The organism is Streptomyces sp. S.PNR 29 (genome assembly GCF_030386795.1).
GTDB lineage: Bacteria > Actinomycetota > Actinomycetes > Streptomycetales > Streptomycetaceae > Streptomyces.
Genome location: NZ_JANUQM010000009.1, coordinates 107211 through 121990 on the forward strand (window position 1 = coordinate 107211; position 14780 = coordinate 121990).

The 14780-nt window shown below is 72.8% G+C and carries 7 protein-coding genes and 1 tRNA gene; 1 reads left to right on the forward strand and 7 read right to left on the reverse strand.

Annotation, left to right across the window (positions count from 1 at the left end):
• The first annotated feature begins 17 nt into the window (after positions 1-17).
• Positions 18-2336, forward strand: a complete 2319-nt coding sequence (locus NW895_RS24000; RefSeq protein ID WP_289937940.1) for a TIM-barrel domain-containing protein — start codon at positions 18-20, stop codon at positions 2334-2336.
• Positions 2337-2700: 364 nt separating this feature from the next.
• Here the strand turns inward: NW895_RS24000 and NW895_RS24005 are convergent.
• From NW895_RS24005 to NW895_RS24035, 7 genes are all read right to left on the reverse strand, one after another.
• Positions 2701-2777, reverse strand: a tRNA-Thr gene (locus NW895_RS24005).
• Between the two features lie 120 nt (positions 2778-2897).
• Positions 2898-4472 (reverse strand): alpha/beta hydrolase, encoded by a 1575-nt coding sequence (locus NW895_RS24010; RefSeq protein WP_289937942.1) that lies wholly within the window; start codon positions 4470-4472, stop codon positions 2898-2900.
• 111 nt (positions 4473-4583) lie between these two features.
• The gene (locus tag NW895_RS24015; RefSeq protein ID WP_289937944.1) at positions 4584-5789 is read right to left on the reverse strand and encodes a DNA polymerase III subunit delta'; all 1206 of its coding nucleotides are present in this window, start codon (positions 5787-5789) and stop codon (positions 4584-4586) included.
• A 124-nt stretch (positions 5790-5913) separates the two neighbouring features.
• Positions 5914-9093 (reverse strand): dTMP kinase, encoded by a 3180-nt coding sequence (tmk, locus tag NW895_RS24020; protein ID WP_289937946.1) that lies wholly within the window; start codon positions 9091-9093, stop codon positions 5914-5916.
• A gap of 145 nt (positions 9094-9238) precedes the next feature.
• Complete coding sequence (gene topA / locus NW895_RS24025; RefSeq protein WP_289937948.1) at positions 9239-12070, reverse strand: type I DNA topoisomerase; 2832 nt, start codon at positions 12068-12070, stop codon at positions 9239-9241.
• 256 nt (positions 12071-12326) lie between these two features.
• Positions 12327-12524 carry a hypothetical protein gene (locus NW895_RS24030; protein WP_289937949.1) on the reverse strand — a complete coding sequence of 66 codons (198 nt, stop codon included), beginning with the start codon at positions 12522-12524 and terminating at the stop codon, positions 12327-12329.
• A 696-nt stretch (positions 12525-13220) separates the two neighbouring features.
• Entirely contained in the window at positions 13221-14747 is a 1527-nt protein-coding gene (locus NW895_RS24035; protein ID WP_289937950.1) for a class I SAM-dependent methyltransferase, read from the reverse strand.
• Positions 14748-14780 lie beyond the last annotated feature (33 nt).

The following is a 14780-nucleotide window of genomic DNA, read 5'->3' on the forward strand; positions in this document are numbered from 1 at the left end:
CCCCCGCCTGGAACGCCATGTCCTCCCTGCACCCCCGTGACCACACCCCGTTCGTCGCGCCGCCCCCGCCGCTGACGCCCGCCGGGCCGGCCGCGCTCGATGCGGTGGTCGGCGCCGGCGTGGTCCACGCCGGTACGGACGGTGCGACCCTGGACGTCCGCACCGCCGCAGGCCGTACCGGCACGCTCCGGCTGCGGCCCGCGACGGCCAGGTCGATCCGGATCACGCTGCGCATGGCCGGCGTACCGACCGCACCCCGGGTTCCCGTCGTCACCCCGCCCCCGGCCGGCGCCGACTGTGCCGCCGAGCAGGCCCCGGACACCGTCGTCCTGCACCTCGGCGCCCTGCGGGTGGACGTGCGCCTGTCCCCCTTCGCGCTGACGCTGACCGACCGTCACGGCCGGGTGCTGCGCCAGGCCGCCGAGGAACGTGACCCCGGCGGCCGGCCGACCGTGCTGCCGTTCGGCGTCACCGAACTCGCCGACGGCCGCCTCGCCCACCACGACAGCTGGCGCACCGAACCCGACGAGCACTTCTACGGCCTGGGCGAACGCTTCACCGGCCTGGACCTGCGCGGCCAGCGGGTCGAGTGCTGGGTCGAGGACGCCCAGGGCTGCACCGGCACCCGCTCCTACAAGGCCGTGCCCTACCTGATCTCCAGCCGCGGCTACGCCGTCCTCGTGGACACGACCACGGCGGCCTCCTTCGACCTGGCGCACAGCAACACCGGCGCATGGTCGCTGACGGTCCCCGACGAGGTGCTCGACTACTACCTGATCGCCGGCACCCCCGCCGAGTGCCTGGCCGCCTACCGCGACCTCACCGGGCCCGCCCTGCTGCCGCCCAAGTGGGCCTTCGGCCCGTGGATCTCCGGCGGCTTCCGCCAGGACAGCGCGGCCGAGGTACGCGCACGTGCCGTCCACGTCCGCGAGCACCGCTTCCCCTGCGACGTCCTGCACATCGACACGTACTGGCAGCCGCACGGCTCCTGGTCCGACATGCGCTGGGACACCGAGGTGTTCCCCGACCCGCGGGGCCTGGTGCACGAACTGGCCGGCCAGGGCTTCCGCGTCTCGCTGTGGATGAACCCGTACGTCGGTGTCGACAGCCCCTACTACGCCGAGGCCGACCGCAACGGCTGGTTCCTGCGCACCGCCTCCGGCGGCACCTGGGTCGGCCAGCTGTGGGGCGGCACGCACCCGGACACGGCCCTGCTGGACCTCACCCATCCCGGGGCCGTCGACTGGTTCCGCGGCCGGATCCGCCAGGGCCTCGCCAGCGGGGCGTCCGTCCTGAAGACCGACTTCGGGGAAGCGGTCCCCGCCGACGCCGTCGCCCACAACGGCATGACCGGCGACCGCCTGCACAACCTCTACCCCCTCCTCTACAACGACCTGGTCGCCGAGATCACCCGCGAGGTCACCGGGGGCCGCGGCCTGACCTGGGGCCGCTCCACCTGGACGGGCGGCCAGCGACACGGCGCCAAATGGACCGGCGACCCCAACTCCACCTGGCCGGACCTCGCCTCCACCCTCCGCGCGGGCCTCTCCCTCTCCTTCTCCGGCCACCCCTTCTGGAGCCACGACATCGGCGGCTTCCACGGCACACCGGACGCCGAGCTCTTCGCCCGCTGGGCCCAGTTCGGCCTGCTGTCACCCCTCAGCCGTTTCCATGGCATGACGTCACGCCTTCCCTGGGACTTCGGCGAGGAGGCGTACACGGCCGCCCTGCACGCGGCCCGCCTGCGCATGAGCCTGCTGCCGTACCTGTACACGGCCGCGGCCGATGCCGTACGCACCGGAGAACCCCTCGCACGCCCCATGCCCCTCGACCACCCGGACCGCCCGGACGCCCACGCGGCCGACCTCCAGTACCTGCTCGGCCCCGACCTGCTCGTCGCCCCGCTGTACGCCCCCGGAGGCCGCCGCACGGTCTGGTTCCCACCCGGCGAGTGGCTGCCCTACGCAACAGGCGGCACCCCGCTCACCGGCCCCGCCTGGCACGACATCGACCTCCCCCTCACCACCGCCCCCCTCTGGCTGCGCTCCGGGTCCCTGCTCCTGACCACACCCCCCGACGACCGCGCGGGCAGCGCCCCCTTCCCGAAGCTGACCGCCCTCTGGGTAAGCCCCCACTCCACCCCCACCCGCACAGCCCACACCGTCCTGACCGAACCCGACGGCACCCGAACCACCATCACGGCCCACCTGCCCCCCGACACCCCTCCAACCCTCCACACCGACGGCCCCACCCCCCGCCTGAAACTCCTCACCTGGCCCGACCCGGACGAGAGCGAAGCCCCGGGCAGGGCACTGCCTGACACGGGCTTCGAGTGAGCCGCAGCACGCCGGACACTGCCTCGTTATGGCAAGGCGTGCGCCCACCTCTACGTCAACGGAGTGCGGCGCGTGAGTCAGTGCCACCACATCACGAAGTGAGTTGTTCATGATCGAGCAGCAACGGCGACCGGACCCGGACCAGACACGGGCAACACACAGGTGACCGCCTCGGTGGAGCCAAGCGGGAGGCTCCACCGACCTCTTCCGACGCACCGTCGGGGACCACTTCATGCCCCAGCCGGAACCCGCTCGTGAGACCAGAAATGAGACCAGGGACAGCCGCGCGGCACGCGTACGCCGTCGTCGCCGCGTCCGCTGAACGAAAAAGCCCAGCTCAGACACCGTCTGAGCTGGGCTTCAGTGGAGCCGCCTTCGGGATTCGAACCCGAGACCTACGCATTACGAGTGCGTTGCTCTGGCCATCTGAGCTAAGGCGGCGAGCCGTCCGCACCATGGTGCGATCAGCGACGTCGGTAAGTCTACACAGTTTCCGGGAGTGCTCTGACCACGCCCCGGAGGCGGGGCTTCCGGGGCGTGGTCAGGCAGGTGCCCAGGCGGTTATGAGCAGCGCTTTCCCTTCGCGGGCGGGGTGCCGCGGAGGAGGTAGGCGTTGATCGTGGAGTCGACGCAGGTACTGCCGCGACCGTACGCGGTGTGGCCGTCGCCGTCGTAGGTGAGGAGGCGGCCGGAGGACAGCTGGCGGGCCAGGGCCTTCGCCCAGCGGTACGGCGTCGCCGGGTCGCGGGTCGTGCCGACCACGACGATCGGGGCCGCGCCCTTCGCCGCGATAGGGTGCGGCTCACCCGTGGGCCCGACCGGCCAGTACGCGCAGTTCAGGGCGGCCCAGGCGAGGGCCCGGCCGAAGACGGGGGACGCCTTCTCGAAGGCGGGGAGCGCCTCCCGTACCTGGTCGGAGGTGTCGAAGGCGGGCGGCAGGTCGAGGCAGTTCACGGCGGCGTTGGCGAACATCAGGTTGGCGTACTCACCGTCGGCGTCCCGCTCGAAGTAGCTGTCGGAGAGGGCGAGCAGATCCGCGCCGTCGTTCTTCTTCATCGCCGAGGCCAGCGCCTCGCGCAGCCGCTGCCAGGCGTCCTCGTCGTACATGGCCGCGATCACGCCCGTGACGGCCAGGGACTCGGTGAGCCTGCGGCCGTCCGCGTCTCCGGTCGCAAGGGGGCGGGCGTCCAGCCTCTGGAAGAACGCTTTCAGGTTCCTGCCCACCTTGGCGGGCGTGGCACCGGAGCCGCCCAGCGGACAGCTGGTCCGCCGTGCGCAGTCCTTCGCGAACGACTGGAACGCCGTCTCGAAGCCCGCCGTCTGCTCCAGGTTCAGCCGCCGGGCGGGCAGGGAGGGGTCCATCGCGCCGTCCAGGACCAGCCGGCCCACCCGGTCCGGGAACAGCCCGGCGTACGTCGCCCCCAGGAACGTCCCGTATGACGCGCCGACGTAGGTCAGCTTCTCGTCGCCCAGCGCCGCCCGCAGGACGTCCATGTCGCGGGCCGCCTCGACGGTGGACATGTGCCGCAGCAGGTTCGGCGAGTGCGCGCCGCAGCCCTCGGCGAACCGCTTGTACGCGTCGACGAGCGCGCCGGTCTCCTTCCGGTCGTCCGGCGTGATGTCCGTCTGCACGTACGCGTCCATCTCCTGCCCGTCGAGGCACTCCACGGGCTCGCTGTGCGCCACGCCCCGTGGGTCGACGGCCACCATGTCGTAGCGGGCGCGGACCGCTGCCGGGTAGCCGACGCCGGCGTAACTCTGCACGTAGCCGACCGCCGAGCCGCCCGGCCCGCCCGGGTTCACCAGCAGCGAGCCCAGCCGCTTGCCCGGGCCCGTGGCCTTCTTGCGGGACACCGCGAGCCGCACCTCGCCGGCGGACGGCTTCGCGTAGTCGAGCGGCACCTTGAGCGTGGCGCACTGGAAGTGGGGGAGGTCGCAGCCGCGCCAGTTCAGCTTCTGCGCGTAGTACGGCGCGAGGGCCGCCGGCGTGGACCTCGGCAGCGCGGCCGGCGCCGCCTCGGCCGCCGGGCTGGCGGAACTCGTCGCGCTTCCGGCGGAGCACGCGGTGACAAGCAGCACGGCGGCGAGGAGGGGTGCTGTGGTACGGGGCCTGCGGGGAGTGCGCCTTGTGTACATTCAGCGAGCGTAACTCTGTGCTACCGAATGATTGCCGTGTGCGCGCGAAGTGCCACGGACGAGTTACGCCGTGCCACGTACGAGTTGAGCAATCGATGATCTTTTACGGGTTCAGCCTGCTCTGAGTGCCATCGTCATCGCCTCCACCGCGAGCAGCGGCGCCACGTTGCGGTCGAGGGCCTCGCGGCAGGCGGCGATCGCCTCGATGCGTCGGAGGGTGGACTCCGGGGAACTGCCGCGGGCCAGGCGCTCCAGGACGTCCTCGGCGTCGGCGTTGGCGATCGCCACGCGGGAGCCGAGCTGGAGGGCGAGGACGTCACGGTAGAAGGCTGTGAGGTCGGTCAGGGCCAGGTCGAGGCTGTCGCGCTGGGTCCGGGTCCTGCGGCGCTTCTGCTTGTCCTCCAGGTCCTTGACCACACCCGCCGTGCCCCGGGGCAACCGGCCGCCCTGGGCCGCGCCCAGCGCCGCCTTCAGTTCCTCGGTCTCCTTGGCGTCCATCTCCTCGGCGAGCTGCTTGGCGTCCTCGGCGGCCGCGTCCACGAGCTCCTGGGCGGCCCTGAGCGCGCCGCCGATCTCCTCGACCCGCAGCGGCAGCTTCAGCACGGCGGCGCGGCGCTCGCGGGCGGCCGGGTCGGTGGCGAGGCGGCGGGCGTGGTCGATGTGGCCCTGGGTGGCGCGGGCCGCCGCGGCGGCGACGTCGGGTTCGATGCCTTCGCGGCGTACGAGCATGTCGGCGACGGCGTCGACGGAGGGCGTCCGCAGGTTGAGGTGCCGGCAGCGGGAGCGGATCGTGGGCAGGACGTCCTCGATGGAGGGAGCGCACAGCAGCCAGACCGTGCGGGGGGCGGGCTCCTCGACGGCCTTGAGGACGGCGTTGGCGGACTTCTCGTTCAGCCGCTCGGCGTCCTCGACGAGGATGACCTGCCAGCGGCCGTTCGCGGGCGAGGTGAAGGACTTGCGGACGGTGTCCCGCATGTCGTCGGCGAGGATCTGCGTGCCGACGGCGGCGACGGTGGTGACGTCGGCGTGAGTGCCGACGAGCGCGGTGTGGCATCCGTCGCAGAACCCGCAGCCGGGGACGCCGCCGAGCGCCCGGTCGGGGCTCACGCACTGCAGCGCGGCGGCGAACGCCCGTGCCGTCCGGGTCCGGCCGGCGCCGGGCGGGCCCGTGAACAGCCATGCGTGCGTCATCTTGGACGCCTCGGGCGGCGGGGCGTCGGTCGCGGCAGCGGTGACCAGGGCGTCGGCGTCCCGGGCGGCAGCAGCGAGCTGCTCGCTCACCTTCTCCTGCCCGACCAGGTCATCCCACACGGTCATGGCCCACGCCGCCCTTTCGTCGCATGTGGTGGTACGGGGTCCATTGTGAGGGGCGGGACTGACAACGGGGCCTCGCACCATCGGGCGGGTCGCGGGTCACCCACCCCGTCACCGCGACGCCGGCTCAGCGCCCCCGGCCCTTCCGCCGGCGCCCGTCGTCCTCGTCGTACTCGTCCTCACGCGGGCCCAGCAGCTCGTCCGCCAGCGTCGGCAGATCGTCCAGCGGCGTCTCCTCGGCCCAGTCGGACCGCCGTCGGCGCGCTGTCTCGTCGGGGTCGACCTGGGGCAGCTCACGCGTGCGGTCGTCCGACCCGTCCGGCCGGGCAGCCGGGCGCTCGTCCCGGAAGTACCCCGGCGGCATACGGTCCGCAGGCCCGTCCCCCGACACCGGCGGCAGCACAGCCGTCTCGTCGGCGGCCCCCGGCGCCACGGGAGGCAGCACAGCCGTCTCGTCCGCCGCCCCCGGCGGAACCGGCGGCTTCGGCAGCTCGGCCGTCACCTCCGAGTCGGCCGGCTCGGAGGTGCGCTCGTCAGCTCGCTCCTCCCGTACCGGACGGAGCACCGCCGTCTCCTCCAGCGGCCCGCCGGAGGCGTTCTTCGGCGTCACCACCGGCGTCGGCACGGTCGCCGCGTCCGGCGCGGTCCCGGAGTCATCCGGAGCCGTCGGCTTGGGGCCCGCCGCGGCAGCGGCAGCCGCCTGTTCCGCCATCCGCCGGGCCTCCTCGGCCCGCAGCAGCGCCTCCTCTGCCTTGCGCTGCTTCTCCAGGCGTCGTGCCTCGGCCTCGGCCCGCAGCCGGGCCTCCTCCTCGGCCTGCTGGCGGCGCCGTTCCTCCTCCGCCTTGCGCCGGGCCTCCGCCTCGGCCCGCTGCTTCTCCTCCGCGAGGAGTCGCGCCCGCTCCTCCTCGGCCCGCCGACGCGCTTCCTCGGCCCGCCGCCGGGCCTCCTCCGCCTGCCGTTCGGCCTCCCGGCGCTGCGCCTCCTCCAGCTCGCGCCGCTTGCGCTCCTCCTCCTCGGCCTTCAGCCGGGCGAGCTGCTCCTGGCGCTCACGCTCCAGACGCTCCTCCTCGGCCTTGCGCCGGGCCTCTTCCTCGGCCTTGCGCCGGGCCTCCTCCTCGGCCTTGCGGCGCGCCTCCTCCTGTGCCTTGATCTCGGCCTCGGACAGCGGCAGCACCTGGTCGAGCCGGTGCCGGACGGCGGTGGTGACGGCCTCGGGTTCCTGGCCCGCGTCCACGACGAGGTACCGGCCCGGGTCGGCGGCGGCCAGCGTCAGGAAACCGGCCCGCACGCGCGCGTGGAACTCCGCGGGCTCCGACTCCAGCCGGTCCGGCGCCTCGGTGAAGCGTTCGCGCGCGGTCTCCGGCGAAACGTCCAGCAGCACGGTGAGGTGGGGGACGAGACCGTTCGTCGCCCAGCGGTTTATCCGGGCGATCTCGGTCGGGGACAGGTCCCGGCCCGCTCCCTGGTAGGCCACCGAGGAGTCGATGTAGCGGTCCGAGATGACGACCGCGCCGCGTTCCAGTGCGGGGCGGACCACCGTGTCCACGTGCTCCGCGCGGTCCGCCGCGTACAGCAGCGCCTCCGCCCGGTGCGAAAGGCCGGCCGAGGACACGTCCAGCAGGATCGACCGCAGCCGCTTGCCCACCGGCGTCGCCCCGGGCTCGCGTGTGAGCACCACCTCGTGGCCCTTGGCCCGTATCCACTCGGCGAGCGCCTCGGCCTGGGTGGACTTCCCCGCTCCGTCGCCGCCCTCCAGGGCGATGAAGAAGCCGGAGGCGGCGGGTGCCGTCTCCGGGTCGTCGCCGCCGAGCAGCGCGTCCCGCAGGTCGTGCCGCAGCGGCACCCCGGAGCGGTCGTCGACCTTGGCCAGCACCAGCGCGGCCACCGGCAGCAGCAGCGCACCGACCAGCATCAGGGTGAAGGCCGCGCCACCGTGCGCGAAGACGAACTTGCCGCTCTCCAGGCGGTGCGGCCCGATACCCGCCGCCACCGCGGGGGCGATCACCGCGCCGAGCGCCACACAGACCCGTACCACCGCGTGCAGGTGCTCGGTCGTGCGCACCCGGCGGTGGTCCTCGGCCTCCTGGTCGAGCAGGGTGTGCCCGGTGTTGGCGGCCACGCCCGCGCCGACGCCGGCCAGCGCCAGGATCAGCAGCACGCTGGTGTCGTCCGGCGTGAGTCCGGCGGCCAGCAGGGCGACGCCGGTGAAGGCGATCGCCAGCGCCAGCAGGCGCCGCCGGGACAGGGCGGGCAGGAGGGCGGGCGCCGTACGGATGCCGACGACGACGCCGCCGGTCAGCACCGTCACCAGCAGGCCGTACAGGACAGGGCCGCCGCCCAGGTCCTTGGCGTGGAGCACGGACACGGCGACGCCGGCCGCCACCGCCGCGGCGACGGCCGCGCAGGCGAGCACCAGCAACGGGATCGCGCCGGTGCGGCCCTTGTCGGAGCCCGTGGTCGTCCGCGGCCGGCGCAGGCCCTCCAGCGGCGACCGCGCGCGGGGGGTGCGGGTGCCGGGCAGCTCCAGGAAGGTCACCACGGACAGGGACGCGGCGAACAGTCCGGCCGCCACGTACGAGCCGAGGGCCGCCTGGTGCTGGCCGAACCAGTCGATCCCGGCGCCCAGGAGGTTGTTGATCAGCCCCGCGACGACGAGTGCGGCGGCGGCCAGGGGGATCGCCACGAAGTTCGTCCGCAGCGACAGGCGGCGCAGGGCGTCCATGTGGTCCGGCAGCGGCCGCACCGTCGCGCCCTCCGGGGGCGGGGCGGGCAGCAGTGCGGGGGCCGCGCTCTCGCGGCACACGGTCCAGAACCGCTCGGCGACACCGATGACGAAGGCGGTGACCAGGAGGGCCGCCAGGGCGTTGTCCGGCGTCCAGTCGATCCACAGCGGCGCGACGATGAGCAGCGCGGCCCGTATGCCGTCGGCGCCGACCATGGTCCAGCGGCGGTCGAGCGGGCCGTTCGCGCCGGTGAGGGAGGTGAGGGGGCCGAGGAGGACGGCGCCGAAGAGCAGCGTCGCCAGGATGCGCACCCCGAAAACGGTCGCCACTGCGAACGCCACGCCCCGGTAGCCGCCGCCGAACGCGCCCTCGGCGATCGCCGCCTGGAGGGCGAGGACGACCAGCACGAGGAGTCCGAGTGTGTCGCCGATCCCGCCCACGAGCTGCGCACTCCACAACCGCTTCAGCTGCGGCTGGCGCAACAGGGCGCGGACGGCGCGCTCGCGGGAGTCCGCGACCAGGGCGTCGTCAGGGGTCGGGTGAGGGGCCGTGGGCTGCTCGGCTGGCTGCTCGGCTCGCGTCATGCTTTCAGACTATCGGGACCGACTGACAGCCCTGAGCGCCCGTCCGGTCCCGCGCCCGCCCCGACACCGAACTGATGCCGGGGCGTTCGCATTGCGAAGCCGTGGTGAAGATCCAGGCCGTGGTCGGCCCGGTCCAGGGACGGCCTCAGTCCTCCGCGGCGTTCGAGGCGGTCGCCTTCTTCGCCGTCGTCTTCTTGGTGGTCGTCTTCTTCGCCGCGGTCTTCTTGGCGGCCGACGTCGTCTTGGCGGCCGTCTTCTTCGCCGCCGTCGCCTTCTTGGCCGGGGCCTTCTTCGCGGCCGTCTTCTTCGCGGTCTTCTTGGCGGGCCCCTTCGCACGCTTCTCGGCGAGCAGTTCGAAGCCGCGCTCCGGGGTGATGGTCTCGACGCTGTCGCCGGAGCGCAGGGTCGCGTTGGTCTCGCCGTCGGTGACGTACGGCCCGAAGCGACCGTCCTTGACGACGACCGGCTTGCCGCTGACCGGGTCCGCGCCCAGCTCCTTCAGCGGCGGCTTGGCGGCCGCCCGGCCCCGCTGCTTGGGCTGGGCGTAGATCGCCTGCGCCTCCTCCAGCGTGATCGTGAAGAGCTGCTCCTCGGACTGCAGGGACCGCGAGTCCGTGCCCTTCTTCAGGTACGGGCCGTAGCGGCCGTTCTGCGCGGTGATCTCCTGGCCGTCGGCGTCGGTGCCGACGACACGCGGCAGCGACATCAGCTTGAGCGCGTCGTCGAGGGTCACCGTGTCCAGCGACATCGACTTGAAGAGGGAGGCCGTGCGCGGCTTGACCGCGTTCTTGCCCGTCTTCGGGGTGCCCTCGGGGAGGATCTCCGTGACGTACGGGCCGTAGCGGCCGTCCTTGGCGACGATCGTGTGCCCGGTGGCCGGGTCGGTGCCCAGCTCGAAGTCACCGCTCGGTTTGGCGAGCAGCTCTTCGGCGAGCTCGACGGTCAGCTCGTCCGGTGCCAGGTCGGCCGGGATGTCGGCGCGCTGGTGCTGCTCGGTGTCCTTCTCGCCGCGCTCGATGTACGGGCCGTAGCGCCCGACCCGCAGCACGATGTCGTTGCCGACCGGGAAGGACGACACCTCCCGGGCGTCGATCGCGCCCAGGTCGGTCACCAGCTCCTTGAGGCCACCGAGGTGGTCCCCGTCGCCGTTGCCGGCGTCGGCCGCGTCGCCGTTGCTGCCGCCCTCGCCGAAGTAGAACCGCTTCAGCCACGGCACGGCCTGTGCCTCGCCACGCGCGATGCGGTCGAGGTCGTCCTCCATCTTGGCGGTGAAGCCGTAGTCGACGAGCCGTCCGAAGTGCTTCTCCAGGAGGTTGACCACGGCGAAGGACAGGAACGACGGCACCAGGGCCGTGCCCTTCTTGAACACATAGCCGCGGTCGAGGATCGTGCCGATGATCGACGCGTACGTCGACGGGCGGCCGATCTCGCGCTCTTCCAGCTCCTTGACCAGCGAGGCCTCGGTGTAGCGGGCCGGGGGCTTGGTCGAGTGGCCGTCGGCGGTGATCTCCTCGGCGGTGAGCCGGTCGCCCTCGGCGACCTGCGGCAGCCGGCGCTCGCGGTCGTCGAGCTCGGCGTTCGGGTCGTCGGCGCCCTCGACGTACGCCTTCAGGAAGCCGTGGAAGGTGATCGTCTTGCCGGAGGCGCTGAACTCGACGTCCCGGCCGTCGGCCGCGGTGCCGCCGATCTTCACGGTCACGCTGTTGCCGGTCGCGTCCTTCATCTGGGAGGCGACCGTCCGCTTCCAGATCAGCTCGTAGAGCTTGAACTGGTCGCCGGTCAGTCCCGTCTCGGCGGGCGTGCGGAAACGATCACCCGAGGGTCGGATCGCCTCGTGCGCCTCCTGCGCGTTCTTGACCTTGGCGGCGTACGTCCGCGGCTGCGGCGGCAGGTAGTCGGCGCCGTACAGCTGCGTGACCTGGGAGCGGGCGGCGGCGATGGCCGTGTCGCTCAGGGTCGTGGAGTCCGTACGCATGTAGGTGATGTAGCCGTTCTCGTACAGCTTCTGCGCGATCTGCATGGTGGCCTTCGCGCCGAAGCCGAGCTTGCGGCTGGCCTCCTGCTGCAGCGTCGTCGTACGGAACGGGGCGTACGGCGAGCGGCGGTACGGCTTGGACTCCACGGACCGCACCGAGAACCGGGTGTTCTCCAGCGCGGCGGCCAGGGCGCGGGCATGGGCCTCGTCGAGGTGGAGGATGTTCGCGCTCTTGAGCTGTCCCAGGGAGTCGAAGTCGCGGCCCTGCGCGATCCGCCTGCCGTCGACGGTCTGCAGGCGGGCGACCAGCGACGACGGGTCCGACGCGTCCCCCGCGCGGCCGGTCGCGAAGGTGCCCGTCAGGTCCCAGTACTCGGCAGAACGAAACGCCATGCGCTCGCGTTCCCGCTCCACGACGAGACGGGTGGCGACGGACTGGACACGGCCCGCCGACAGGCGCGGCATGACCTTCTTCCACAGCACCGGCGAGACCTCGTAGCCGTAGAGGCGGTCGAGGATGCGGCGGGTTTCCTGGGCGTCGACCAGCTTCTGGTTGAGCTGGCGCGGGTTGGCCACGGCCTCGCGGATCGCGTCCTTGGTGATCTCGTGGAAGACCATCCGCTTGACCGGGATCTTCGGCTTGAGGACCTCCTGGAGGTGCCAGGCGATGGCCTCTCCCTCGCGGTCCTCGTCCGTGGCGAGGAAGAGCTCGTCGGATTCCTTCAGCAGGTCCTTGAGCTTCTTGACCTGGGCCTTCTTGTCGGCGTTGACCACATAGATCGGCTGGAAGTCGTGTTCGACGTCCACACCGAGGCGGCGGACCTCGCCGGTGTACTTCTCGGGCACTTCGGCGGCGCCGTTGGGGAGGTCGCGGATGTGCCCGACGCTCGCCTCGACGACGTATCCGGGGCCGAGGTAGCCCTTGATCGTCTTCGCCTTGGCAGGCGACTCGACGATGACGAGTCGGCGGCCGCCCTTCGCGGTCTCGCTGGTCGGGGACAACTTCGCTCTTCTCTCCGGTCGACGCTGGGGTCCCCCCAGGCCTTCGTCCCGGGGTCGGGTCATGCTGACGCTGCGGAGTGTGACGGTACATCCCGCCCCCGTGTCAAACGGGAAAAGCTCGCAACGGCCACTCGAACGGTAACCCGACTCGCACCATTCCTGCCGCCCGGAGTGCCCACCTGCCGATTCCGCGCTGTCCGGAGGGCGACCCCTTGATGGTCGGGGCCGTGGTGCTTTCACAGTCCGAACACACCACTCACGGACGTGTGAAGCACCACGCCCCGAGAACCAGTGCGGCCAACGCGGCGATGCTCGCGAGGGTCGCCGATGCGACGGGGTTCACACCCTGGGCGACGGGACGGCGGTGCCGTGCAGAAGTGACGATCCAGGCCAGCAGACCGCCTCCGAACAGGGCGAACACCACTCCCGCGAAGATCGCCGGCCCGCTCTCCATGGCTCTTTGTGCCCCTTTTCTCCGGTCCGCGAGTGCCCAGCCCCGGGAGGCTGACACGCGCGGGCGGCGGGCAGGCGAACCCGAGGTGAACGCCGGGCCGACAGACCTCGACGGACCGCGCTCGCCGCTGTCCCGTCGTAGCCGGTCCCGGACCGAACCGGGGATGAGTATTTTTCCGGTCGTCTTCTTCCCGTCGGCACGGCTCACCGTGACGAGCACGGCTCACCGTGACGAGAGGTGCGGCTCCCGTACGGCGACGGGTTGCCGGTAGGTGGGCGCGGGGGCGTGTCAGGCATGGGCGGGGCCCCGGGCCCTCCGGAGCCGCGCGGCAGCCCGGCCGGCCCTCACCGGGCGTCGGTTCGCCCGCGCCGGCGGAGGGGTGCCGGGTCCTCGTCGAGCAAGGCCGTCCGGGTCGCGTACTCGCAGCGTGGGCGACCCGCCACGGGCGCGCTCGGGGCCGGACAGCCGGGCGGGCGGAGGACGCCGGCGGTGGCGGTGATCCGGGGGCTCCGGGAGCTCGGACCGGCACGCGAGGCCGTAGCCGGCGGGCAGCACGCGCGCGTGGGGGCTCCCGCGGCGTCCGGCGCCAGAAGGAGGTTGGCCGGTTTCGCACTCCCTGCGCAGGAGGCCGATGCGGGCCACGCGAGGGGGCGGCAGCGGTCCCGGGTGCCGTACGACCGCCAGGAGAGCCCTTCGTCAGGCGACCGGTTCGAGGAACCCCTGCTCCACCAGCAGCCGGATCTGCGCCGGCGTGCGGTCGCGCAGCAGCACCGGGTCCTCACCGACCAGTTGCGCGATGGCGTCGAGGATGCGGCCCGCGCTCATCGTGCCGTCGCAGACGCCCGCGAAGCCCGCACCGACGGTGTCGACCTTGGTGGCCCGGCGCATGCCGCGGTGCTGGCGCAGCACGACGTGCTCGGGATCTTCTGCCCCGGGCAGCCCGACCTGCTCCTGGACGACCTCGGCGGCCAGCTCGAAGTGCGTTGCGAGCAGCGCCGCGTCGTCGTGCGACCGCAGCCAGTCGAGGCGGTCGAAGTGCGCCCTCACCGTCTCGCCGAGCGGCTGCTCGACCGGGTGCGGCCACTCCTCCACCGTGACCGACGGCACGGCCGCCCCCGTCTTCCGCAGGGTGATCCAGCCGAAGCCCACGGCCTGGGTCTTGCGTGCCTCGAACTCGTCCAGCCACGCGTCGTACCGCGCCTGGTACTCGGCCGGATCCTCGCGATGGTCGCCCGCGTCGCGGAGCCACAGCTCGGCGTACTGCGTGACGTCCTGCACCTCGCGCTGCACGACCCAGGCGTCGCAGCCGCTCGGCACCCAGGAGCGCAGCCGGTCGGTCCAGTCCTCCCCCTCCACGTGCTGCCAGTTGGCGAGGAACTGCGCGAACCCGCCCTGGTTCAGCCGCTCTCCCGCCTGCTGAACGAGCGTGCGGCACAGATCGTCCCCGCCCATGCCGCCGTCGCGGTAGGTGAGCCGGGCGCCCGGCGAGATCACGAACGGCGGGTTGGACACGATCAGGTCGTAGGTCTCGTCACCCCTGACCGGCTCGAACAACGACCCCTCGCGCAGATCCGGGGCCTGGGCGCCGGACAGCGCGAGGGTGAGCGCGGTGATGTGCAGGGCGCGCGGGTTGACGTCGGTCGCCGTCACGCGCGTGGCGTGCTGGGCGGCGTGCAGCGCCTGGATCCCGGAGCCGGTGCCGAGGTCGAGCGCGGAGGAGACGGGCGTACGGACGGTGATGCCGGCGAGGGTGGTGGAGGCACCGCCGACGCCGAGGACCACGCCCTCGTCCCGGCGGCCGATCCCTCCGGCCCCGCCGACCGCGCACCCCAGGTCGGACACGATGAACCAGTCCTCGCCGCGGGGCCCGCCGTACGGCCGTACGTCCACGGTCGCGACGACGTCCCCGGAAGATGCGCCGGCACGCTCCAGCCACCCGCTGTCCAGGCAGGCGTCGACGGGCAGAACCTCCGCCACGCGCGCGTGGGGCACGGGTTGCTGCAGCAGGAACAGCCGTACGAGCAGCTCCAGCGGCGTGTCCCCGCGGGTCGCCCGGAGCGCGGGCACGATCTCGCTGCGCGCGAGCGCCGCGTACGCGGGGGCGCCCAGCAGCTCCAGCAGGCCGTCGGCGGTGAAGGAGGCCCCGAGCAGGGCGTCGCGCAGCCGGGCGGCGACGTCGGGGCGGTCGGAGGCGGGCAGGGGGGAGAGGCTGGCGTTACTCACGCCCCCATTGTGGCCCGCCCCGAGGGCCCGGCG

Excerpts from the sequence above, each read along its gene's own strand:
- NW895_RS24000 (WP_289937940.1), top strand. The coding sequence starts at position 18 with ATGTCCTCCCTGCACCCCCGTGACCACACCCCGTTCGTCGCGCCGCCC.
- NW895_RS24010 (WP_289937942.1), bottom strand. The coding sequence starts at position 4,472 with ATGTACACAAGGCGCACTCCCCGCAGGCCCCGTACCACAGCACCCCTC.
- NW895_RS24015 (WP_289937944.1), bottom strand. The coding sequence starts at position 5,789 with ATGACCGTGTGGGATGACCTGGTCGGGCAGGAGAAGGTGAGCGAGCAG.
- tmk (WP_289937946.1), bottom strand. The coding sequence starts at position 9,093 with ATGACGCGAGCCGAGCAGCCAGCCGAGCAGCCCACGGCCCCTCACCCG.
- NW895_RS24030 (WP_289937949.1), bottom strand. The coding sequence starts at position 12,524 with ATGGAGAGCGGGCCGGCGATCTTCGCGGGAGTGGTGTTCGCCCTGTTC.